This is a genomic window from Allobosea psychrotolerans (assembly GCF_002917105.1).
GTDB lineage: Bacteria > Pseudomonadota > Alphaproteobacteria > Rhizobiales > Beijerinckiaceae > Allobosea > Allobosea psychrotolerans.
This window is the reverse complement of sequence record NZ_PQFZ01000021.1, coordinates 31,632-53,526: the sequence shown is the minus strand read 5'-3', so window position 1 is coordinate 53,526 and position 21,895 is coordinate 31,632. Positions and strand designations below refer to the sequence as shown.

Below are 21,895 nucleotides of genomic sequence, written 5' to 3'. Positions count from 1 at the left end.
TGCGAACGGTAGCGCATGAGCCAGATCCTGATCCAAGCCTATCTCAACGACCTCGACCGCGTCAGGAAGTTTTCCGGGTCAGTCACGGAAAATAACATTCGGGAAGCTTTCAAAGACTTGCTGAAAGCGTGGTCGAAGCAGAACCACCTACATTTCGTCGCTGAACTTGCGTTTGAATCTCCACAGAAAAATCGCATCGTACCGGATGGCGCGATCCTGCATGATCTGCGCGTGCCGCTCGGTTATTGGGAGGCGAAAGACACTGGCGACGACCTCGACGAGGAAATCCGCAAGAAGCTCGCCAAGGGCTATCCGCAGGACAACATCATCTTCGAGAACTCCGACACGGCGGTGCTGATCCAGAACCGGCAGGAGGTGCTACGCTGCTCGATGACGGACGTAGCGCAGCTCGGCAAGCTGGTCTCGCTATTCTTCTCCTATGAGCGGCAGGAAATCCGCGAGTTCCGCAAGGCTGTGGCGCAGTTCCGGGCCGATTTGCCGGCGGTTCTGGAGGCACTGCGGGCCAAAATCGATGCCGCCTATGCCAGCAATGCCGCGTTTCTGGAGGCAGCGAACACTTTCCTCGCTCAGGCGAAGCAGACCATCAATCCAGTGGTCTCGGAAGCCGATGTCAGGGAGATGCTGATCCAGCACATCCTGACCGAGGAGATTTTTGCCAACGTCTTCAACGACAGCGATTTCCACCGCGAGAACAACATCGCAAAGGCGCTCTACGGGCTGGAAGCCAAGTTCTTCTTCGGCGCGACAAAGAGGGACACGCTCAAGGCGCTGGAGCCCTATTATGCTGCGATCCGCGCCAATGCGGCGCAAATCACCAGCCATGCCCAGAAGCAGACCTTCCTGAAGGTGATCTACGAGAATTTCTACAAGGTCTATAACCCCAAGGCGGCCGACCGGCTCGGCGTGGTCTATACGCCAAACGAGATTGTGCGCTTCATGATCGAGGGTGCCGACTGGCTCTGCCAAAAGCATTTCGGCAAGGCGCTGATCGACCGTGACGTCGAAATTCTCGATCCAGCCACCGGCACCGGCACCTTCATCTGCGAATTGCTGGAGCATTTTCGCGGCCAGCCGCAGAAGCTCACCCATAAATACAAAGAGGAGCTGCACGCCAACGAGGTGGCGATCCTGCCTTATTATGTCGCCAATCTGAACATCGAGGCGACCTATGCCGCGATTACCGGCCAGTTCGCAGAGTTCCCGAGCCTGTGCTTCGTCGATACGCTCGACAATGTCGAAGGGCTCGGTATCCGCTCCGGCCATCAGCACGATCTGTTCGGCGCGATGTCGGCGGAAAACGTCGAGCGCATCAAGCGCCAGAACCGGCGCAAGATTTCTGTAATTATCGGCAATCCTCCGTATAATGCCAGTCAACAAAGCGAAAATGACGATAATAAAAATCGGACCTATTTGCGAATCGATCAGCGCATTCGATCCACTTACGTTAAAAAATCGGCAGCTCAGAAGACGGCGTTGTATGATATGTATGCTCGCTTCTATCGGTGGGCATCTGATAGGCTTCATGATGACGGCGTTTTGGCCTTTGTTACCAATCGATCTTTTATTGAAAGCCGAACATACGACGGCTTTCGCAGCGTTGTGGCAAACGAATTCAGCGAGATATTCGTAATAGATCTTGGCGGCGACGTCAGATCCAACCCAAAATTATCTGGAACAAAGCATAACGTCTTCGGCATTCAGACGGGAATCGCTATCGCATTCCTCGTTAAGAACCGGAAACATAAAGGCTGCCGCATCCACTATGCACGCCGCCCGGAACTGGAGACATCGGAAGACAAGCTGGCTTGGCTAGGCAGCCAGAAGGCAGTCGCATTGACGTATGACCAGATCACGCCGGACAGCAAGCACAACTGGCTTAACCTGACGCATAACGACTGGCCCGATTTAGTTCCGATCGCAGATAAGAGAACGAAAAATTCGATCAGTAAATCTCAAAAGAGAGCGATATTCGACGAATATTCGACTGGCATTATGACGGGTCGCGACGAATGGGTTTATGATTTCAATGCACAAAAACTTGAATTCAAACTGGATAAATTCAATTTATCTATTGTAAATATCAAGAATGGCGACAAATACGATAATTCTATTGTCAAGCTTTCGAGAAACATAAAAAGAAAAATTGACAGCAACAATATTAATTTACGAAATTCTGTTGAGATTGGCGATTTTCGCCCATTCGTAAAAAAACAGATCGCATTTTCTCGGTTCATCGTCGATGAAGTCGGAAGCTTTGCGGGATTTATCGGCCACGAAAACAAAACGATATCTTTTTTGTGCGTTTCATCGAGCAACAAACTTTCAACCCTTGCCGCTACAGGTATTGTCGATTACGGATTCCTGAAGAATGGAAACGGTGGAACTCAATGCTTGTTTCGCTATCGCTACACCTCCGATGGCCAGAGAAGCGACAATATTACAGATTGGGGCCTCTCCCAGTTCCAGAACAACTTCGGTAAGAAGCCCGACGACCGCATGCTGACCAAAGACGACATCTTCCACTACGTCTATGGCGTGCTGCACGACCCGATCTATCGCGAGACCTATGCGCAGAACCTCAAGCGCGAGTTTCCGCGCATCCCGTTCTATCCCGATTTCTGGCGCTGGGCCGGCTGGGGTAAGACGCTGATGACCCTCCATATCGGCTATGAAAGCGTCGAGCCCTGGCCCCTGCTGCGGCTCGACACGCCCGATGAGAAGGCGCGCGCCGCCGGCGTGACGCCGAAGCCGATCCTCAAGCCCGATCGCGACAACGGCATTATCGTCCTCGACAGCGAGACTCAGCTTTCCGGCGTTCCGCCCGAAGCCTGGAGCTACAAACTCGGCAACCGCTCCGGCCTCGACTGGGTGCTTGACCAGCACAAGGAGAAGACGCCGAAGGACCCGACCATCCGCGAGAAGTTCAACACATATCGCTTCGCCGACTATAAGGAAAAAGTCGTCGACCTGCTCGGGCGCGTGACGCGCGTCTCGGTCGAGACCGTCGCTATCACCGAGGCAATGAAGGCGATCAGGCGATAGGCGTCGCATGCTCGTCGATCAATCAGAGCCCAGCCACACACCCGCCACATCCGACGCGTTTCGAACGCGCGACCTTGGCCCGTCGGTCCCTCGCTCTCTCGCAAAATCCCTCGTTGCCGAGCGCCCGCCAATCAGCTATCCACCTTCCACGGATTGCGCCCGTAGCTCAGCTGGATAGAGCGTTGCCCTCCGAAGGCAAAGGTCACACGTTCGAATCGTGTCGGGCGCGCCATTTCCACCTTTTGACCAATCCAATCCACGGTTTTCAACGTCAGCAGGCCTTCGAGCTGCCTTGCGCCTCGAACGCATGCCTAACATCGTGGATGATGCGACCGACGATGACATGAGCGTTCCGATTACCTGACAATCCGGAACTGTGTGTATCAATACGGGCGCCGGGCGCTCGAAGATTTGCCCGAATCGCTTCCGTTTGCTCGAATCCAGACATCTCTTCGCACGCGTTGACCCGCCTCCGGTTTCCCGGCCCCTCCAAAGCTGGACGATTCCAGTTTAGCAGCACAGGCTGCGATACGGATTGACGTCACGACGCGGCGGCAAACTCCTGCGAGGTCGCAAAGACAGCGATCTCATCTGCGAGCACCTCTTCGAGGGAGGGGCCGATCTCCTCGCAGATTGTCGGCCGCAGGCGCGTCTCGACGAGCGAGAGATGCGCCGTCATCGCCTTCACCGCCTTGCCCCGCTCCTGCGCCGCCAGAGCCCGGAAAATTGCGCGATGCTCCTCGCAACCGCAGGCCGAGCCCGCTGTCGTCTCGTAGCGCTTGACCAGCATCAGCGTGCGGCTGATCAGCTCCTGCGCCTGGCGCTGAACAAGCGGGTTGCCCGTCATCTCCGCCAGCAGGAAGTGGAATTCGGCCGAGAGCCGTTGCCATGTCGCCTGGTCGCCCAGCCGCAGCGCCTTCGCTTCGGCGTCGACATGCTCGCGCAGGCGCGCGATCTGCGCATCGGTGAGGTTGTCGGCGAGATGGGCGGCCATGCCGCTCTCCAGGATTCGGCGCGCCTCGTAGACCATATGGCTTTCGCGCAGGTCCGGCTCGACGGTGAACGCGCCCCGGTTCCGGACGATGTCGAGCAGTCGCTCATGCCCAAGCCGGTGCAGCACCTTGCGGATGCGCTCCCGGCTCACGCCGAAGATCTCCGCCAGCCGATGCTCGCCGAGCTTGACCCCGCCCGGCAGCCGCCCACCCCGCAGGACGGAGGTCAAAATCGTATGGATCGCCTGCTCGTTCATGCTGCGACTATCGCCGCTGCACGCAGCAGCGGCAACTCCGGCGCTGCCATGTGCTTCGGTAAGCTCGCCTTTATAATGAGCACAATCATATCAGGATTGTGCACAAAAATATGCGTTCCTGAGCGAACTGAGACGTGAAACATCCACCTAAGTATTTGATTAAATTTAACTAGAGCGGATTCCGACCAGGGCCACGCGGCTTGGCACGGGGGTTGCTGAGGACGGTCGCGTTTTCCCGAACGAAAAGGAACCCGACCATGGACGTCCTCTCCGCCCGGCCGACCCGTCGCTCCCTGCTCTCCGGCGCAGCTGGCGCCGTGAGCCTCATCGCAGCCCCTTCGATCCTGCGCGCCCAGACGAAGGAATTGGTCGTCGGCGGGGCGGCCGGCCACAAGCCCTGGGTCGAGCAGGTCGTGGTTCCGGCCTTCGAGAAGAAGTACAATTGCAAGGTGCTGTTCGAAGGCACCCGCTCTCTCGTCAACCTCGAGAAGATGCAGAAGAACAAGGGCAAGCAGTACATGTCCGTCGTCCAGATGGACGATCCCGTCATGATACTGGCGGTGCAGGAGGACCTTCTGGATCCGCTGACACCCGGCAAGGTGCCGAACCTGTCGCAACTCGTGCCCGGCTCCAGCCATATGGAGGGCATGTGGGCCAATTATCTCCAGCCTTGGCTTGGCGTGGCCTACAGCAAGGGCGCGATGAAGACCCCGCCCTCGTCCTGGGCCGATCTGTTCGAGGCGAAGTACAAGGGCCGGATCATCATCCCCTCGCTGCAGAACACCGAAGGGCTGCCGGTGTTGTTCGCCGCGGGCATGCTGGCGGGCGGGACGCTCGAGGCGACCCAGAAGGACACCGACGCCGGCTTCAAGAAGCTGGTCTCGCTGAAGCCGAACCTGCTGACGATCTACACCCAGCAGCCGCAAGCCTATAACCTGCTGGAGCAGGGCGAGGCCTATATGATCGGGCCGGCGATGTCGTCCTATGCGCTTGAGCGCAAGGCGGCGGGCGCGCCGATCGACCTCGTCGCGCCCAAAGAAGGCGTGTTCGCCATGCCGTCGGGGATCGCCGTGATCAAGGGCGCGCCGCACGCCGAACTCGCCTTCGCCTATGTCAACGAGCTGCTCGGCGTCGAGCTGCAGGAGAAACTCGCCGGCCCCACCTTCTCGCTCGCGACCAACAAGGCGGTGCCGAGGCCGGCCGGCCTTGGCGCCGATGTGACGATCCACCAGATCGACTGGGCCAATGTCGCGGCGCAGCGCAATGACTGGATCAAGCGCTGGGACCGCGAGATGGCGATCTGAGCCCGGGACCGCCTCGGTGAACCCAGCCTTTCTCGACATTACCGGCGCCAGCCGGAGCTTCGGCGCCGCCACCGTCCTCGACGGTGTCGATCTCGCCGTCGGCAAGGGCGAGTTCATCTCGCTGCTCGGCCCGTCCGGATGCGGCAAGACCACGCTGCTGCGGATCGTGGCCGGGCTGATGACGCCCGACACCGGCCGGGTCGTCCTGGATACCCACGAGATCACGCGCAAGCCGCCGCATCGGCGCGACATCGGCGTGGTCTTCCAGAACTATGCGCTGTTCCCGCATCTCAGCGTGGCGGAGAACGTCGCATTCGGCCTCAAGGCCCGCGGCGCAGCGCGGGAGACGATCGCGCTGACGGTCGCGCGCTATCTTGGCCTCGTCCAGATGACGGCCTTTGCCGACCGCTCGATCAAGGCGCTCTCGGGCGGCCAGCAGCAGCGTGTCGCGGTGGCGCGCGCGCTCGCCGTCGGGCCCAAGCTCATGCTTCTGGACGAGCCATTCTCTGCGCTGGACCGCAAGCTGCGCGAGGCGATGCAGATCGATCTCAAGCGGATCCTGCGCGAGGTCGGCACCACCGCGATCTTCGTCACGCACGACCAGGACGAAGCGTTGACCATGTCCGACCGCATCGCCGTGATGTATCGCGGCCGGATCGAACAGCTGGACACGCCGACCCAGATCTACCATCGCCCGGCGACGCCCTTCGCGCTCGATTTCGTCGGCCTGTCGAGCCGGCTCGCCGGCACGGTCGTCGCCAGTCACGAGAGGATGCTGACGATCGAGACGGCAGCGGGAAGGCTGTGCGCGCCGGGACAATTCATCCCCGGCAGCCCGGTCGTCATCGGGATTCGCCCCGAGCGCGTGACGGTCGGGGCTGGTGGCGAGAACAGCATCGAGGCGACACTGATCGACATCGTGTTCCAGGGTGCTCGGGTCCAGCTCCATTTCGAGGCGCCGGCGGGCGGCCGCCTGCTCGTCGAGGCGCATGAGGCGCCGTCAGGCGCGGCGCCGGGCGCCAGCTTGCCTTTGAGCTGGCGGCAGGCCGACACGCTGGTCTACCCCGCGCCCGCAGAGGGAGGCGCGGCATGAGCACCACCCGCCGATTCGATCCGATCCTGCTGCTGGCCGCTCCAGCCGTCGCCTACCTCACCGTCGTCTACGGCCTGCCATTGCTCTTCCTGCTCGGTCGCAGCCTGCTTGGAACCGGCGGCTTTTCGGCCTTCGCCGGTTTCTTCGCCGATCCGTTCAGCTGGATCGTTCTCGGCAATACCGTTCGCAGCGCGGCGCTGGTGACGCTGGTCTGCCTCGTGATCGGCTATCCGACAGCGCTCGTGCTGGCGCGCGCGGGGGGCTTCGTCCAGGCGGCGATCCTCGTCGCGATCATCCTGCCGCTTTCGGTCGGCGTCGTGGTCAAGGCCTTCGCCTGGCAGATCGTGCTGCGGCGCGACGGCGTCGTCTCGCAGATCTTCACCGGGCTCGGCATCTGGGACGAGCCGCAGCGCCTGCTCTTCACCGAGACCGGCCTCGTCATCGGCGCGGCCAATATTTTCGTGCCCTTCATGATCCTGCCGATCTATTCCGTGCTGAAGCTCGTCGACCCGCGATTGGGCGAGGCGGCGGCGACGCTCGGCGCCTCGCCGGTCTATCGCTTCTTCAAGGTCGCGATACCGCTGTCGCTACCCGGCATCATCACGGGCATAGCCTTCGTCTTCTCGATGGCCGCCTCGATGTATGTGATTCCAAGCCTCGTGATCGGCGACCGCTTCCAGACGCTGGCGACGCTGACGGGCCGCTCCTTCCTGTTCATGCGGAACGAACAACTCGGCTCGACGACCGCCGTCGTCCTGCTCGCGCTGACGATCGGCATCGTCGTGGCGAGTTCCAGGCTGTCGCGCCGGCTCGGAGGCGCCGCATGACGGCCATCGAAAAAATCGCCGGCTGGCTTGCCGGGCTGCTTGCGACCTTCACCGTCGTCTTTCTGCTCACCCCGCTCGTGGTGACGGTCGCCGTCTCCTTCGGTTCGAGCGCGGTCTTCACCTTGCCGCCGTCATCATGGTCGCTGCGTTGGTACGAGGCGCTGGCCCGCTCGCGCGATCTCTGGCCGCCGGTCTTCGCCTCGGTGAAGCTCGCCGCATTCTCGACCGCGGTCGCGCTGGTTCTCGGCACGCTCTGCGCCATCGGCCTGCTGCGCGGCCAGTTCCGCGGACGCGAGGCCGTGGTCACCTTCCTGGTCTCGCCGCTGATGCTGCCCGGCCTCGTCATCGGCATCGCCATGCTGGAGAGCTTCCGCGCGGCAGGCCTGCGCGACGTCTGGGTGAGCCTCGTGCTCGCCCATGTCGTGATCACGCTGCCCTATGTGGTGCGGACCGTCTTTGCCTCGCTCTCGCTCTTCGACTTCACCCTGATCGACGCCGCGCGCACGCTCGGCCTGACCTATCCGAAAGCCGTGTTCAAAGTGCTGGTCCCTTCGCTCGCGCCCGCCTTCCTGACCTCTGGCATGTTCGCCTTTCTCGCCTCCATGGACAACTATCCGATCTCGATCTTCTTCACCGATGCCTGGACCAAGACGCTGCCGATCCAGATGCTGCAATATGTCGAGGAAAGCCCCGATCCCACCATCGCCGCGATCTCGACGCTGCTGATCCTGCTGTCGATCGGCGTTCTCGTGCTTGGCGACCGCCTCGTCGGCCTGCGCCGCATGGCCGATCTGTGATGAGCGGGATCATCGGCAGCGACCGCGATTTCCGCGGCTATGGCAGCGCGCCTCCGGCCGTGCGCTGGCCCGGCGATGCGCGGCTGGCCGTCTCGGTCGTCATCAACATTGAGGAAGGCGCGGAACTCTCGCTCGGCCAGGGCGATGAGCGCAACGAGTCCGTCTATGAGGTCGTCGAGGAGATTTCCGGCGTCCGCGACCTGTGCATGGAGTCGCATTTCGAATACGGCCCGCGCGCCGGCTGGCCGCGCATTCGCAAGCTGCTGCAGGACTATGGCGTGCGCGGAACGATGAACGCCAATGGCCGTAGCCTGGCGATATCGCCCTGGCTCGCACGGGACGGTGTCACTGATGGCCATGAGGTCGCGGCCCATGGCTGGCGCTGGGAGCGCCACGCCAATATGAGCGAGGATGAGGAGCGTCTCGCCATCGCCCGCACGGTCGAGGCCATCACGGCCGCGGCCGGGATGCCGCCACGCGGCTGGCACACGCGCTCGGCAACCTCCCCGAACACCCGGCGGCTGCTCCTGGAACAAGGCGGATTTCTCTACGATTCCAATGCTTATAACGACGACCTACCCTATCTCGTAGGAGTCGAGGGCCGCGACCACCTGGTGCTGCCCTATGCCTTCGACACCAACGACATGCGATTCCAGCGCGGCGGCGGCTTCGTCTTCGGCGATGACTTCGCCCGCTACTGCATCGATGCCTTCGACCGGCTCCATGAGGAGGGCGCGGACGCGCCGCGCATGATGACGGTCGGCTTGCATCTGCGCATCATCGGCCGCCCCGGGCGGATCGCCGGTCTGGAGCGCTTTCTCGCCCATGCGGCGTCGAAGCCGGGAACCTGGTTCGCGCGGCGCGACGAGATCGCCCGGCACTGGCTGCGCGAGACCGGGCGCGAGGAGCTGATCGGCGGGCGCTGAGGCGCCCACGCCTGCAACGTCCGGGACAACCCGTCAACGATGCTCGATGCGCGCCGCCAATGCTTCCGAGAGCCCCAGCGTCGGCTTTGCCGGCGGCCTGCAGAAGGTTCCGGCGCTTGCCTTGCGCGGCTGCAGGGCGACCAGAGCCTCGGCCTGCTTCAGCGCCGCGCCGATCTGGTCGATGACGGGCACCGGGATGCGATGGGCCACCTTGGCCGCCAGCCCGGCCAGCGGCGCCCCTGCGAGGATCACGCAATCGGCGCCATCCTCGGCCACGGCCCGGTTGGCGAGCGCGAGGATGACCTCCTCCTTCTCCTCCTGCACATCGCCGATATCGGCGAAGGTTTCGTCGAGCATGCGGATCGAAGCGCAGCGGCCGCCGAGCCCATGCATGGCGACGCATTCCTCGTACCAGGGCCCGAGCGCCCGCGCGAAGGTGACAATGGAAAAGCGCTTGCCGAGCATGCAGGCGGTCAGCATGGCTGCCTCGGCCATGCCCACGACAGGGATGTCGAAGAGTTCGCGCGCGCCCATCAGCCCGGGGTCGCCAAATGCGGCGATGATCGCGGCGTCGACCGCGTGGTGATGCTCGGCCAGCATGTCGAGCGCGATGGCTCCGCCAATCTGAGCCTCAGCCCGGCTGGCGATATAGGGCACGCCACGTGGCGCCGTCAGCGGCACGATCTCGGTCCGCGGCGCCGCCACCGCCTTGGCCGCGACCAGGAGGCGCTGGGTAATCGCTTCGGTGGTATTGGGATTCAGCAGAAGGATGCGCATGGATCTCCGTCCTCATGGGCGCGTTCAGAAGCGGCCTCCGGGCAGATAGTGAGGCTCGTCGCCGCGTCCGTCGACCTCGCTTTGGGCAAAGCGCCCGGCATGCGGGCTCATCGCGTTTGCTTCTGAGATCCCCGGATATCCCGGCAGTTCGGCGGGGATCGCGCTCGGCTTACGTCGCAGGCCCTGGAGCGCCGGCCGGCCATCCTGCTGGGCACGATTCCGTTCCTGTTCATGCAGAGGTTCTCCATGCGCAGCTTGCTGGAGGGCGGGATCAAGCCGCTCATCCCGCATCGTCGGCGCCCCGGTCAGGCCTCCCGCCGGCCCTGGCCGGAAGCAGGCCGGGCACGCCTGCGATCACCTCGGCCCATTGCGCATAGCCTGCCGCGTTCAGATGGATGCCGTCGGCTTCATAGAAGCGCCCGATCGGCCGCCCATGCCGTCCGAGCAGGCAGCTCGACACGTCCACGAAGACGCCGTCGCTGCCATCCGCGCAGCTCTCGGCCCGCATCGCATTGAACGCCGTGAATTCGTCGGCATAGATCCAGCGGGCGGGGCTGTGCTTGATCGAGAGATGGTAGATCGGAACGGCCCCGAAAACATCGCGAATGCGCCGTGTCAGCCTCTGGGCTCCTGCGAAGGCGGAGTCGGCATCGAGGCCGTCATTGGCGATGTCGTTCTCGCCGAAATAGAGGACGATGCTCGCGGGATCGACGAGGCCGAGCAGGCTGTCGAAATAGCGCAGGCCGCTTTCGACCGTGCCGCCGCCGAAGCCGAGATTGGCCAGATCGAGGCAGCCGAGATCCTCGGCCATGCGGTGCCAATAGCGAAACGAAGAGGAACCGAAGAAGACCGCGGGCCTGGCGGCAAAGCGCCGGCGCAACACCTGCCCGCGTATCGCGACGACGTCGTCGTCATAGCGGCTGGTGGTCCATTCTCCCTCGGGCGATGGCAGCGTCGTCTGGAAGGTCTCGGAGTGTCCGTTCACGGATGAGCCTCGCAGGCAAGAATGTGAGGCGAAAGCCATGGGCCGGCGGCGAGCAGGATCGCCATGAAGCGGCGAAGAGCCGGTGCGGAGCGCCCCGCCTTCGTCATGACGCCCTCCGCGCGGCGAGGCGCGGGTCGATGCGCTCGCGCAGCACATCGCCGAGCAGGTTGACCGCCAGCACGAGCAGCGACAGGAAAAGCCCGGGAAAGGCGATGATCCAGGGCGCGACGCGGAAGAACTGGCGCCCGCCGGCTATGACATTGCCCCAGCTCGGAAGGTCGGGCGAGATGCCGACGCCGAGAAAGCTGAGAACCGCCTCGGCCAGGATGGCGGAGGCGCAGATGAAGGTCGCCTGCACCACCAGCGCCTCCGTCGCATTGGGCAGGATGTGCCGGAACAGGACCCGCGGCGTGCTCGAACCGATCGAGACCGCCGCATCGACATAGGGCATCTCGCGCAGGCTGAGCACGACGCTGCGCATCAGCCGGGCGGTGCGGGGAATCTCGGGCACGCTGATCGCGATCATCACGGTGACGAGACCGCTGCCGAGCAGGGAGGCGAGCGCGATGGCCAGCAGCACGCCGGGGATCGCCATGAAGCCGTCCATGATGCGCATGGTCACGCTGTCGACCGTGCGGACATAGCCTGCCAGCAATCCGATCGCGCCGCCCGCAGTGAGGGTCAAAGCGGAGACGCCGAGCCCGACGAGGAGCGAGGTGCGCGCGCCGGACACGGTGCGTACGAAAATATCCCGGCCGAGATTGTCCGTGCCGAACCAATGGGCGGCGCCTGGCGGCTGCAGCGCCTCGGCCATGTTCAGATCGCTGCTGTAGCCGAGGAGGGGCGGTGCCAGGAGCGCGCAGCCCAGTACGACCCCGACCACGGCGAGGTTGAAGCCGAGCGCGAGCGATGATGCGCTCAGGCGGCGTCGACGGACGATCATCGTCGCGCCCATCACCGTTCCCCCTGCCGGATGCGCGGATCGAACAGCGCATAGCTGAGATCGACCAGGACGTTGACGAGGACGAGGACGACGGCGAAGACCAGCATCACGCCCTGCACGACCGGATAGTCGCGCGCGAGAATGGCATCGACCGTCAGGCGCCCGATGCCTGGAATGTTGAAGACGGACTCGGTCACGACCACGCCGCCGAGAAGCGCCGCGAAGGAGGTGCCGACCACCGTCACCACCGGCACGCCGATATTCTTCAGGGCGTGCACCATCAGGATGCGCCCGTCCGGCACGCCCTTGGCCCGTGCCGTGCGGATATAATCCTCCGACAGGACATTGAGCATCGTCGCCCGGGTGATGCGGGCGACCAGCGCCGCGAACAGGAAGGTCAGCGCGACCGTGGGCAGCGTCAGGCTGCGCAAAGTGTTCCAGGCGCCGCTCGCCAGGGGCCGGTATCCCTGCACCGGGAGCCAGCCGAGTTCGATCGCGAAGAGCTGGATCAAGGCATAGCCGACGACGAAGACCGGCACCGAGAAGCCCGCGACCGACAGGCCCATGACGAGATAATCGGTCGCCCGGCCAAGCCGGCGCGCCGCGAAGACGCCGGCGGGAACCGCGAGCAGGACCGAGAGCAGGCTCGTCGTCAGGGCCAGCATCAACGTCGGCTCCGCCCGCTGCAGGATCATCGTCGCAACCGGCCGCCCCGAATAGACGGAGACGCCGAGATCGAACTGCGCGAGCTGGCGCAGATAGATCAGGAACTGGACCGGCAAGGGCTGGTCGAGATGCAGGCGCTGGCGGATCTGCGTGATCTGCTCGGGGCTGGCATTGTCGCCGGCCATCGCGGCTGCCGGATCGCCAGGCCCGATATGCAGGAGCAGGAAGACGATCGCCAGCACCGTCAGCATGACGGGCGCCGTCGCCAGGAGTCGCTGGAAGAGGTAACGGGCCATGAAAGGATGCTGCCGGCTTCAGTCGGATTTGCGCGCGTTCCAATAGGTCAGCGTCGCTCCCGGAACGAAGCCGGAGACGGTTTTGCGCCATGCCGAGAGATCGTTGTACTGGCCGAGCGGGATATAGGTGACGATCTCGTTCGCCCTGGCCTGCATCGCGATCGCGGCCGTCTTGCGCGCGGCCTCGTCGCCCGCCGTCAGGAAGGCCTGCCAGAGATCCTGCAGCGGCTTGTCGCAGGGCCAGCCGATGAACGCCTTCTCGCAGGCGCCGGTGACATAGGGGTTGGTCAGCGGATCCATCAGGGCGTCGCCCGCGAAGCCCGTGATGAACACGTTCCAGCCGCCCTGCCTGGGGGAGGCCTTGCTGGCGCGGCGGGTGAACATCGTCGCCGTGTCCATCTGCACGTCCTCGACCACGAAACCGGCCTTGCGCATGGAACTCACCATGACCGTGCCGACATCGCGTTGAGCCTTCAGGTCCATGGGATGGAGATAGACGATCGGCGTGCCGTCATAGCCCGCCTCCTTGAGCAGGGCCCTGGCCTTCTCGAAGTCCTGCTTCATGAAGCGCTCGCTGCCGACAGCGGTCTCATACGGGCTGCCGCACATGAACAGCGCGGGACAGAGCTGATAGAGATCCTTGCGGCTGCCGAAGAGGGCCTGCATCGAATCCGACTGGCTGATCGCATATTGCAGCGCCTGCCTGATCCTGACGTTGTCCATCGGCGGCTGCGTGTGGTTGATCACCACCTGGAGGTTCTTGCCGAGGACTGGCGCCTTCTCGACCTTGATCGCCTTGTCCTTCTCCAGCACCGGCAGCATCTCGGGGGGCAATTCGGCGACATAGTCGATCTCGCCCGCCAGAAGCGCATTGACCGCGCTCAGATCGTCGCTGAACTGGATGCGTTCGATGCGGTCGACACCGGCGATCTTGCCGCCGGCCAGCCCGCTCGGCGGTTCGCTGCGCGGCTTGTAGTCCGGGTTCTTCGCGAGCACGAATTTCACGCCCGGAATCCACTCCTCCGGCATCAGCTTGAAGGGGCCGGAACCGACGAACTCCTTGAGCTCGGTGGTTGCCGGCGTCTTCGCCAGCCGCTCCGGCATGATGAACAGCGGATAGGCCGTCATCCGGCCGAAACCGTCGAGAATCCGCGCGAAGGGTTCCTTCAGCCGCACCTCGAATGTCGCGGCATCGACAGGCTTGATCGCCTCGAGCCGCTTTTCGAGCTCGGCGCCGAGACTGTCCTTTTTCATCCAGCGCTCGATCGAGGCGATGCAGTCGCCGCTCGTGACGGGCTTGCCGTCGTGGAATTTCAGCCCGTCGCGCAGTTTGAACGTATAGGTCCTGCCATCCTGCGAGCGGGTGTAGTCCTCGACCATCTGCGGCTGGACCTGGTAGTTGCCATCCAGCGAAAACAGCGTGTCGTAGATGAGATAGGCCATGTCCCGGGTCGGATAGGACGAGGTGAAGAGCGCATCGAGCTGCTTGATGTCGCCCGTGTTCTTGATCCGCAGGACCGTCTCGGCCTGCGCGGGTGCGCGCACCCCTGCCGCGAGCGTGAGCGATCCGGCCAGCCCTGCTGCGATGACAGCGGCTCTCAACATGGTTTCCTCCCAGCGTTTCCGCGACATCGACCCGATCTGCGCCGGGCTTGTCGTTGGCCAGCGAACCTAGCGAAGCGCCATCCCTGCACCTAGTCCCGCCACGGCGATTCAGATATAAAAAACCGTTATATCCAACCGGCCGAGGCAGGCGTGAAACTGCGGCAGCTCAAGAACTTCCTGCTGATCGCGGAGACCGGCAATCTACTGCGCGCCGCGGCCCATCTCGGCGTGGCGCAGCCCGCGCTCAGCCGGGACCTGAAGCTGCTCGAGGAAGAGCTTTCGACACGCCTCTTCATCCGCGACGGGCGCGGCGTCAGCCTCACCCGGGATGGCGCGATCTTTCGGGCCGCGATCGCCTCGCATGTCGCGGGGCTGGAGGCGGCGAAGCAGGCGCTGATCGGGCGCCGGACCGGAGTGGTGGGATCGATCCGCCTGGGCTGGACGGGCACGATCAGCATTCCGCTGGCCTCACGGGTCATCTCGGCGTTCACCCAGCGCTTTCCCGGTGTGGAGCTCCACGCGCGCGGTGGATCCAGCCTGCAGATCGCGGAATGGCTGGCGCGCGACGAGATCGATATCGGGGTTTTCAACTCCGAGCGCGCCGCATCCGGTTCCCTCGTCGAGACCCTGATGAGCGCGCGGCTGTTCCATGTCGCGCGCGCCGGAGGCGAGTCCGCGCCGACGATCAGCTTCGCGGAGGCCACCGCGACTCCCTTGTTCATGCACAGCCGCCAGAACGCGCTGGGGCGGATCGTCGAAACCTGCGCGCGCGAGCACGATATCGCCCTCAGGATCTATGCGGAGGTCGATGATTTCGTCGCCGTGCGGCCGATGATCGAGGAGGGACATGGAGCCGCGATCGTGCCGCTGAGCCTTCTGCATGGCGGCGGCCTCGATCGCCTCGCCATCCGGCAGGTCACGGATCCCGAGCTGATCCTCTATTTCCACCTCGCCGTGTCCAAGATCAAACGCAGCAACCCGACCGTTCGCGGCCTCGCCGAGACGATCCGGAGCGAATTGCGGCAAGCCATCGCGCAGGGCCATGTCGACGGCGAGTTCCGGCCGGGTTGATCCCATGGATGGCAGGCCGGCTCGCTCTCCTGCCGGCAAGGCGCGGAACGGCTCGCCTCAGTCCGCCCCTTCGGCAACGCACCCATCCATGACCGCGGCGATCTCGGCGGCAGACAAGGCCGCCAGCTCGGCAATGAAGACGATCCGCGCGCGCGGCAGCCCCGATGCCGGCGCACCAGCCGGGACCAGGGTCGCCCGGCCGCCGGCGAGCTGAAACAGGAATTGCCGGCCCGGCTGCTCCACCGTCTCGAACAGCCCCTTGGCGCGGGCGAGTTTCGGGGCGAGCCGGGCGATCGCCTGTTGCAGGCGCGGCAGCGAGACCGGCTTATCGGAGGTCCAGCTCAGGCTTTCGAACCGCTCGAAGCTCGGGCGGCGGCTGCCGGGCGGGCGCGGTACGGGCGGCCGGTCCGGACTGTCAGGGAAAACCAGCTCCAGCGGCACCTGCCCGTGCGGGGCCTCGATCTGGAGCAGGCCCGGGCGGATCGCCGCGACGGCATCGCGAACCCGCTGCCGCTGTGCCGCATCGACGAGATCGACCTTGCTCAGCGCCACCATGGTGGCGGCGCGAAGCTGCGCGCGCAGCAGGGGATCGTCCAGCCCTGCGGGAGCCATCGTCGCATCGACCACGCACAGCACCGTCTCCAGCGGCGCCTCCTGGAAGGTCACGGGGTCCAGGAGATTGCGGACGATATCCTCGGGGTCGGCGACGCCGCTCGTCTCGATCAGGATGGCGTCCGGCCTGGGCTTGCGCCGCAGGATCGTCGCCAGCGTGCGCAGCAGGTCGCCCTCCAGCGAGCAGCAGATGCAGCCATTGGCGAGGCTGACGACCCCGTCGCTGGCCCCGGCGATGAGTTCAGCGTCGATATTGATGGCGCCGAAATCATTGACCACGGCGGCGATGCGCCGCCCCCCGGCATGGGCCAGGATATGGTTCACCACCGTCGTCTTGCCGGCCCCCAGAAAGCCGGCCACGAGCAGGATCGGGACGGGCATGCCGGCTCAGGCGCCGGCCGCGACGGGCCGGCGCACGGGCTGGCCGGGGCGCGCCGCCACATCCATGACGCCGTCGCCGATCACGGCCTGCCCATTGACCAGAAGATGCTTCACGCCCTCGGCCGGGCGGTTCATCGCCGTGAATTCGGCCCGGTCGGTCAGCGTCTCGAAATCGAAGACGACGATATCGGCATCGGCGCCGCGCCGCAGCCGCCCCTTGTCGCGCATGGCGGGCGTGCTCGCCGCCAGGATCTCCGCCGGGATCAGCGTGCATTTGGCGATGCCCTCAAGCAGCGAAACCGCCTGGCGCTCGCGCACCCAGTGGCGGAGGAAGCGGGTGAAGGTGCCAGCCGAGCGCGGATGCGAGGTCGCGTCCTCGGGCAGGGGCCAGGCATCGCCGGTATAGGTCGAGGCGTCAGGCAAGCTCCAGGGCATGGCGTCGGAGGCGATCGCGCCGCCGGGATAGAGCACGGAGAGATCGAGCATGCGGCGGTGGTGCTCGTTGTTCTCGGTGTCGAGGATGTGCCAGAGCACCAGCGTGGAGGGCTCCTCGGCCTGCGCCGCCAGCAGCTCCTGCCGGTCGCGGAAGCGGCGCCCATCGGCGACGCGCTGCACGGAATCATAGCCGGTGCCGTTGCGCGTCTCGAATTCGGGATCGCTGAAGAAGGCCGCCGCCAGCACGGTGGAGCCGGTGCCATAGGGATAGGCCTCGACCGTGATCGGCAGGCCCTGTGCCTGCGCCTTCATCACCAGCTCGGCGCAGCGTTCCACATCGGTTTTGCTGGAGCTGTTGAAATGGCAGATATGCATATGCGCGCCGGTCGCGCCGGCATAGCCGATCAGGCGGATATAGGCCTCGACGGCGCTTTTCGGGTCGATGCGCGACATATAGGCGATATGGGTGAAGGTCGGTACGCCCTGCGCCGCCGCGAGCTGGCAGACCGCCGTCAATTCCTGCACGCCGGCGCCCGGCGCATAGGCATTCAGGATGCCGATGCCGATGCCGCCCTCGTCAAGGCCCTGCGCGATGCGCGCGATGATCCCGGCCTGCTCGCTGTCGCTGGCGATATTGTCCATCCAGCGCGGGTCGCGCATGGCGCGGCCGAAGGCCTCCAGGGACGATTCCTCGTTGATCCCGACCATGGCGCCGATCCGGGCGAAGGCCCAGTTGGTGGAGGCGCCATAGTTCAGGATCCGCCCCTGCTCGGCCTGGCGCCGATACCAGGAGGCGACAGGCATCACGCCGGCTTCGAGATCCAGCGTCGTGGTGACGCCGTCGAAGGCTTGCATGCGGTCGGCGGGGATGGACTGGCCATGCGCGTGCAGATCGATGAAGCCGGGCGCGACGACCAGCCCCGTCGCGTCGATGACCCGTTCGGCCTCGCCGAGCCCGGTTCCGACAGCAGCGATCTTGCCGTCGAGCACCGCTATCTCGGCCAGCGCATCGATCCCGCTTTCAGGATCCACCACCCGGCCGCCCCGGATCACCAAACCGCTCATATCGCCGCTCCGCATGCCAAACCCCGCGCCTCGGGCCGGCGTCGCCCTCCGGCGACGCATTCGACCGGCCATGGGCGAACAGGGCCGGCAGTAGAGGCAGATTCTGCGGCGACCGCAATCGGCCGGCGGCGCATGGCATGGCCGCGGATTTGCTTTCATCTCCTGACGTGACGGCGTTCGAGAGGACGAGGCCGGCCTCATGGCCGACAGGCCCGCCGCCTTGGACGAACGCCGCAGGAATCAGGAGCACAGACCAGCATGAAACGCCGTCACTTCCTTCTGGGCGCAGGCGCCGCCCTGGCCGGCAGCCGCCTCGCGGCTCCCAGCATCGTGCGCGCGCAGGACGCCAAGGTGCTGCGCTTCGTGCCGCAAGCCGACCTGCCCAATCTCGACGCCGTCGCCGGCACGCAGCTCGTGGTGCGCAATGCGAGCCTGCTGGTCTTCGACATGCTCTACGGCGTCAGTGCCGACCTCACCCCGAAGCCGCAGATGTGCGAGGGCCATGAGGTCTCCGCCGACGGCAGGACCTGGACGCTGAAGCTGCGCGCCGGCTTGAAGTTCCACGACGGCGAGCCGGTGCTGACCAGGGACGTCATCGCCAGCATCAACCGCTGGATGCCGCGCGACGGCATGGGTCAGATGATCCAGTCCCGCCTCGACGCGCTGGAGGCGGTCGACGACCGCAGCTTCCGCTTCCGCCTGAAAGCGCCGTTTCCGAAGCTGCTTTACGCACTCGGCAAGAGCAACACGCCGCTGCTGGTGATCATGCCGGAGCGGATCGCCAGGACCGACCCCTTTACCCAGATCAAGGAGTATGTCGGCTCCGGCCCGATGGCCTTCAAGCGCGACGAATGGGTCTCGGGTTCACGCGCCGTCTTCCAGCGCTTTGCCGGCTATCAACCCCGGCAGGAGAAGAGCGACTGGCTCGCCGGCGGCAAGGTCATGAAGCTCGACCGCGTGGAATGGATGACCATGCCCGACCCCGGCACGGCGGCGAGCGCGCTCCAGAACGGCGAGATCGACTGGTGGGAAAATCCCATCGCCGACCTCGTTCCGCTGCTGGCCAAGAACCGCGCCATCAAGGTCGGCATCGCCGATCCGCTGGGCAATGTCGGCGCCATGCGCATCAACCACCTGCTGCCGCCCTTCAACAACAAGCTCTGCCGCCAGGCGCTGCAATGGGCCGTCAGCCAGGCCGACTACATGCAAGCCATCGTCGGCGAGGACACCGCATTGTGGAAGGAGATGCCGAGCTTCTTCACGCCCGGCACGCCGCTCTACACGGAAGCCGGCGCCGAGCGCCTGAAGGGCCCGCGCCAATACGACAAGGCGAAGGAGCTGCTGAAGCAGGGCGGCTACAATGGCGAGAAGGTGGTGATGCTGGTCGCGGCCGATGTGCCGATCACCAAGGCCCAGGGCGACGTCACCGCCGACATGCTCGGCCGCATCGGCGTCAATGTCGATTACCAGTCGCTGGACTGGGGCACCGTCGGCTCCCGCCGCACCAGCAAGAAAGCGGTCAGCGAGGGCGGCTGGAACATCTTCTTCAGCTGGCATTCCGGCGTCGATTGCATCAACCCCGCCCCTTACAAGGGCGTCAGCGCCAGCGGCGACAAGGCCTGGTTCGGCTGGCCGAGCAATGACGCGGTCGAGCAGAACATCGCAGCCTGGTACGATGCACCCGACCTCGCCGCCGAGAAGAAGGCGATCGAGGCGGTCAATCGCGCCGGCATGGACGATGTCACCTTCGTGCCGACCGGCTTCTTCCTCGGCCATTCCGCCTGGCGCAATGCGCTCTCGGGCGTGGCGCAGGCGCCGTTTCCATTGTTCTGGGACGTCAGCAAGGGCTGAGAGGCTTCTCTGTTTGGAAACCTCCCGAGCCGGCATCCTGAAGAGCGCTCCGCAGGAGCTTAGTCTCGAAGGATGCTCCGGGAGGCTCCGGCACCATCTGGAGCATCCTTCGAGACGGCCGCTTTCGCGGCCTCCTCGGGATGAGGGCTGGCGTTTCCAAACGGGTTCGGAGCAGGGCCTCTGCAACGCGCAGCGCCGCTTCCGATCAGGCGACGCTGTCCGCCTCTTGCCGGGTGTCTTGCCGATAGCCGAGCCGCTCGCTGATCTGCCGGCCGGCCTGCTTCAGCATCGCGATCAATTCGTGGCTGCGGGCGTGGTAGCGCATCGTCACCACGCCCAGATTGAGCGCCGCCACGACGCTGCCGTCGCGGCCGTGGATCGGCACGGCAAGCCCCGTCGAGCCGGTGACATGCTCTTCGTCGCAGACGGAAACGCCTTCCGCGCGGATCCTCAGGAAGAGAGCACGGATCGCGTCGGGGTCGGTCACGGTCTTGGGCGTCCGCGCGATCAGGGGGACGCGCGCCAGATAGGCATTGGCGAGGCCGGCCTCCCAATGCGCCAGCAGCAATCTGCCCGTCGCAGTGCAATAGGAATCGCTCTGGCCGTCGAGATCGACATCGAAACGGATGGCCTGGCGGCTGACGCATTTCGCCAGGCGCTTCGATTCACCCCGGGTGGTGCGCACGGCCAGGACGACAGTCTCGCCGGACACGTCGCGCAACTGCTCCATGATCGGATGCGCGGCGGAGAGCAGCCTCGCCTCATGGGCGCGGGTCGCGGAACGATGGCGGCTGGCATGGACCAGCACATAGCGTTCGGTGGAATCCTGGATGGCGTAGCCGCGAGAGACCAGAGTCTGGGCGAGCGCATGGGCGCTGCTCTTGGGGAAGCCGAGCGCGGCGACGATCTCCTTGAGTTTCACCGGCTCGGCACAGCCTGCGAGATACTCCAAGAGGTCGAGGATCCGGGCCGCCGATTTCACTTCGGTATTCATATATGTGAACCTGATCCTGCTTGTCGAACAAATTAGCCGACGATACGCTCCCCTTCAATCCGGATGAATTCAGCACGTTCCAGCGGCAACACATGCAAGCGGAGTGAATTCAGCGCATGACGGCGGCGAGCGAAAGATCAGTGGCGATCGTGACCGGCGGCGCGCGCGGCATCGGCCGTGGCTGTGCCAAGGCGCTCGCCGGAGCCGGCTTCGACATCGCGCTCGTCGACCTGCTGCGGCCGGAGCTCGACCGCACCGCCGATGAAATCCGCGGGCTCGGCCGGGAGGTCCTGAGCTTCGAGGCGGATGTCTCCTCCTTCGCCGACGCGCAGCGCATCGCCGCGGAGGTCGTCGCGGAATTCGGCCGCATCGACGTGCTGCTGAACAATGCCGGCCGCTCGATGGCCAAGGGCATCCTCGACATCACCGAAGACGAGTTCGACCGCACCATCGCGATCAATCTGAAGAGCTGCTTCAACTATGTCCGCGCGGTCGCCCCGGCGATGCTGGCGCAGGGCGGCGGCCGCATCGTCTCGATGTCGTCGCTCAACGCCCATTCCGGCGGCGTCACCGCAGCCGTCAGCCGCTTCGCCTATGCCTCGGCGAAGGCCGGCATCATCGGCATGACCAAGGCCCTGGCCAAGGAGCTGGGGCCGACGATCCTGGTCAATGCGATCTGCCCGGGCGTGATCGAGACCGAATTGGGCAATGTGCTGACTCGCGAGCGCGGCGCCGCCATCGCCGCAAATGGCATCGCGCTGCATCGCCTCGGCACCCCGGAGGATGTCGCGCAGCTCGTGCTGTTCCTGGCCGCCTCGAAACCCTGCTTCATCACCGGCCAGGCGATCACCGTCGACGGCTTCCAGTATCAATGCTGAGCGCCCGCCAATGACCCTCTCCATCCGAAGCGAGCCCCGGATCCGGCCGAAGGATGTCCGGTACAAGGCGCTCGGTC

18 protein-coding genes and 1 tRNA gene are annotated in these 21,895 nt (G+C 64.7%); 10 read left to right on the top strand and 9 right to left on the bottom strand.

Features of this window, described 5'->3' with window-relative positions; translation table 11 throughout:
* The first annotated feature begins 15 nt into the window (after positions 1-15).
* Both CYD53_RS25045 and CYD53_RS25040 read left to right on the top strand, forming a co-directional pair.
* Positions 16-3,063 (top strand): type ISP restriction/modification enzyme, encoded by a 3,048-nt coding sequence (locus tag CYD53_RS25045; RefSeq protein ID WP_103720816.1) that lies wholly within the window; start codon positions 16-18, stop codon positions 3,061-3,063.
* Positions 3,064-3,218: 155 nt separating this feature from the next.
* Positions 3,219-3,295 (top strand) — tRNA-Arg (locus CYD53_RS25040).
* A 309-nt stretch (positions 3,296-3,604) separates the two neighbouring features.
* Here the strand turns inward: CYD53_RS25040 and CYD53_RS25035 are convergent.
* Positions 3,605-4,312 carry a GntR family transcriptional regulator gene (locus tag CYD53_RS25035; RefSeq protein WP_103720815.1) on the bottom strand — a complete coding sequence of 236 codons (708 nt, stop codon included), beginning with the start codon at positions 4,310-4,312 and terminating at the stop codon, positions 3,605-3,607.
* 257 nt (positions 4,313-4,569) lie between these two features.
* Between CYD53_RS25035 and CYD53_RS25030 the strand changes: the two genes are divergently transcribed.
* Genes CYD53_RS25030 through CYD53_RS25010 form a run of 5 tightly spaced genes read left to right on the top strand, consistent with a single transcriptional unit; the run spans position 4,570 to position 9,259 of the window.
* Complete coding sequence (locus CYD53_RS25030) at positions 4,570-5,616, top strand: ABC transporter substrate-binding protein (RefSeq protein WP_103720814.1); 1,047 nt, start codon at positions 4,570-4,572, stop codon at positions 5,614-5,616.
* A gap of 16 nt (positions 5,617-5,632) precedes the next feature.
* Positions 5,633-6,709, top strand: coding sequence for an ABC transporter ATP-binding protein (locus CYD53_RS25025; RefSeq protein ID WP_245928422.1), 1,077 nt, complete (start codon positions 5,633-5,635; stop codon positions 6,707-6,709).
* Complete coding sequence (locus tag CYD53_RS25020) at positions 6,706-7,536, top strand: ABC transporter permease (RefSeq protein ID WP_103720813.1); 831 nt, start codon at positions 6,706-6,708, stop codon at positions 7,534-7,536. Before CYD53_RS25025 ends, CYD53_RS25020 begins: the two co-directional genes overlap by 4 nt.
* A complete protein-coding gene (locus tag CYD53_RS25015; protein WP_103720812.1) occupies positions 7,533-8,333 on the top strand; it encodes an ABC transporter permease in 801 nt (266 codons plus the stop codon). Before CYD53_RS25020 ends, CYD53_RS25015 begins: the two co-directional genes overlap by 4 nt.
* A complete protein-coding gene (locus tag CYD53_RS25010) occupies positions 8,333-9,259 on the top strand; it encodes a polysaccharide deacetylase family protein (protein WP_103720811.1) in 927 nt (308 codons plus the stop codon). Before CYD53_RS25015 ends, CYD53_RS25010 begins: the two co-directional genes overlap by 1 nt.
* 33 nt (positions 9,260-9,292) lie before the next feature.
* On the opposite strand, the gene CYD53_RS25005 is transcribed toward CYD53_RS25010, so the two are convergent.
* The 5 genes from CYD53_RS25005 to CYD53_RS24985 all read right to left on the bottom strand — a co-directional run bounded on the left by CYD53_RS25005 (position 9,293) and on the right by CYD53_RS24985 (position 14,531).
* Positions 9,293-10,036 carry an aspartate/glutamate racemase family protein gene (locus CYD53_RS25005; protein WP_103720810.1) on the bottom strand — a complete coding sequence of 248 codons (744 nt, stop codon included), beginning with the start codon at positions 10,034-10,036 and terminating at the stop codon, positions 9,293-9,295.
* Positions 10,037-10,316: 280 nt separating this feature from the next.
* Positions 10,317-11,021, bottom strand: coding sequence for a GDSL-type esterase/lipase family protein (locus CYD53_RS25000; RefSeq protein WP_181012017.1), 705 nt, complete (start codon positions 11,019-11,021; stop codon positions 10,317-10,319).
* Positions 11,022-11,124: 103 nt separating this feature from the next.
* Positions 11,125-11,976: an ABC transporter permease gene (locus CYD53_RS24995; protein ID WP_103720808.1), complete on the bottom strand. Its 852-nt coding sequence runs from the start codon at positions 11,974-11,976 to the stop codon at positions 11,125-11,127.
* On the bottom strand, positions 11,976-12,926 hold the full coding sequence (locus CYD53_RS24990; protein WP_103720807.1) for an ABC transporter permease: 951 nt from the start codon (positions 12,924-12,926) through the stop codon (positions 11,976-11,978). Before CYD53_RS24990 ends, CYD53_RS24995 begins: the two co-directional genes overlap by 1 nt.
* Before the next feature lie 18 nt (positions 12,927-12,944).
* Positions 12,945-14,531, bottom strand: a complete 1,587-nt coding sequence (locus CYD53_RS24985) for an ABC transporter substrate-binding protein (protein WP_181012016.1) — start codon at positions 14,529-14,531, stop codon at positions 12,945-12,947.
* Positions 14,532-14,681: 150 nt separating this feature from the next.
* Here CYD53_RS24985 and CYD53_RS24980 point away from each other — a divergent pair, with 150 nt between their 5' ends.
* Positions 14,682-15,602, top strand: coding sequence for a LysR family transcriptional regulator (locus tag CYD53_RS24980; RefSeq protein ID WP_103720805.1), 921 nt, complete (start codon positions 14,682-14,684; stop codon positions 15,600-15,602).
* 57 nt (positions 15,603-15,659) lie between these two features.
* Here CYD53_RS24980 and CYD53_RS24975 read toward each other — a convergent pair whose 3' ends face one another.
* Both CYD53_RS24975 and CYD53_RS24970 read right to left on the bottom strand, forming a co-directional pair.
* Positions 15,660-16,595, bottom strand: coding sequence for a CobW family GTP-binding protein (locus CYD53_RS24975; protein ID WP_103720804.1), 936 nt, complete (start codon positions 16,593-16,595; stop codon positions 15,660-15,662).
* Positions 16,596-16,601: 6 nt separating this feature from the next.
* Positions 16,602-18,095 carry an amidohydrolase family protein gene (locus CYD53_RS24970; protein WP_103720855.1) on the bottom strand — a complete coding sequence of 498 codons (1,494 nt, stop codon included), beginning with the start codon at positions 18,093-18,095 and terminating at the stop codon, positions 16,602-16,604.
* A 258-nt stretch (positions 18,096-18,353) separates the two neighbouring features.
* On the opposite strand from CYD53_RS24970, the gene CYD53_RS24965 reads away from it, so the two are divergent.
* The gene (locus CYD53_RS24965) at positions 18,354-19,946 is read left to right on the top strand and encodes an ABC transporter substrate-binding protein (protein WP_103720803.1); all 1,593 of its coding nucleotides are present in this window, start codon (positions 18,354-18,356) and stop codon (positions 19,944-19,946) included.
* A 205-nt stretch (positions 19,947-20,151) separates the two neighbouring features.
* On the opposite strand, the gene CYD53_RS24960 is transcribed toward CYD53_RS24965, so the two are convergent.
* A complete protein-coding gene (locus CYD53_RS24960; RefSeq protein WP_103720802.1) occupies positions 20,152-20,940 on the bottom strand; it encodes an IclR family transcriptional regulator in 789 nt (262 codons plus the stop codon).
* A 140-nt stretch (positions 20,941-21,080) separates the two neighbouring features.
* Between CYD53_RS24960 and CYD53_RS24955 the strand changes: the two genes are divergently transcribed.
* Positions 21,081-21,818, top strand: a complete 738-nt coding sequence (locus CYD53_RS24955) for an SDR family NAD(P)-dependent oxidoreductase (RefSeq protein WP_245928421.1) — start codon at positions 21,081-21,083, stop codon at positions 21,816-21,818.
* Positions 21,819-21,895: the final 77 nt, after the last annotated feature.

Excerpts from the sequence above, each read along its gene's own strand:
- CYD53_RS24960 (WP_103720802.1), bottom strand. The coding sequence starts at position 20,940 with ATGAATACCGAAGTGAAATCGGCGGCCCGGATCCTCGACCTCTTGGAG.
- CYD53_RS25045 (WP_103720816.1), top strand. The coding sequence starts at position 16 with ATGAGCCAGATCCTGATCCAAGCCTATCTCAACGACCTCGACCGCGTC.
- CYD53_RS25015 (WP_103720812.1), top strand. The coding sequence starts at position 7,533 with ATGACGGCCATCGAAAAAATCGCCGGCTGGCTTGCCGGGCTGCTTGCG.
- CYD53_RS24970 (WP_103720855.1), bottom strand. The coding sequence starts at position 18,095 with ATGAGCGGTTTGGTGATCCGGGGCGGCCGGGTGGTGGATCCTGAAAGC.
- CYD53_RS25035 (WP_103720815.1), bottom strand. The coding sequence starts at position 4,312 with ATGAACGAGCAGGCGATCCATACGATTTTGACCTCCGTCCTGCGGGGT.
- CYD53_RS25005 (WP_103720810.1), bottom strand. The coding sequence starts at position 10,036 with ATGCGCATCCTTCTGCTGAATCCCAATACCACCGAAGCGATTACCCAG.
- CYD53_RS25030 (WP_103720814.1), top strand. The coding sequence starts at position 4,570 with ATGGACGTCCTCTCCGCCCGGCCGACCCGTCGCTCCCTGCTCTCCGGC.
- CYD53_RS25020 (WP_103720813.1), top strand. The coding sequence starts at position 6,706 with ATGAGCACCACCCGCCGATTCGATCCGATCCTGCTGCTGGCCGCTCCA.
- CYD53_RS25010 (WP_103720811.1), top strand. The coding sequence starts at position 8,333 with ATGAGCGGGATCATCGGCAGCGACCGCGATTTCCGCGGCTATGGCAGC.
- CYD53_RS24965 (WP_103720803.1), top strand. The coding sequence starts at position 18,354 with ATGAAACGCCGTCACTTCCTTCTGGGCGCAGGCGCCGCCCTGGCCGGC.
- CYD53_RS24975 (WP_103720804.1), bottom strand. The coding sequence starts at position 16,595 with ATGCCCGTCCCGATCCTGCTCGTGGCCGGCTTTCTGGGGGCCGGCAAG.
- CYD53_RS24990 (WP_103720807.1), bottom strand. The coding sequence starts at position 12,926 with ATGGCCCGTTACCTCTTCCAGCGACTCCTGGCGACGGCGCCCGTCATG.
- CYD53_RS24985 (WP_181012016.1), bottom strand. The coding sequence starts at position 14,531 with ATGTTGAGAGCCGCTGTCATCGCAGCAGGGCTGGCCGGATCGCTCACG.
- CYD53_RS24995 (WP_103720808.1), bottom strand. The coding sequence starts at position 11,976 with ATGGGCGCGACGATGATCGTCCGTCGACGCCGCCTGAGCGCATCATCG.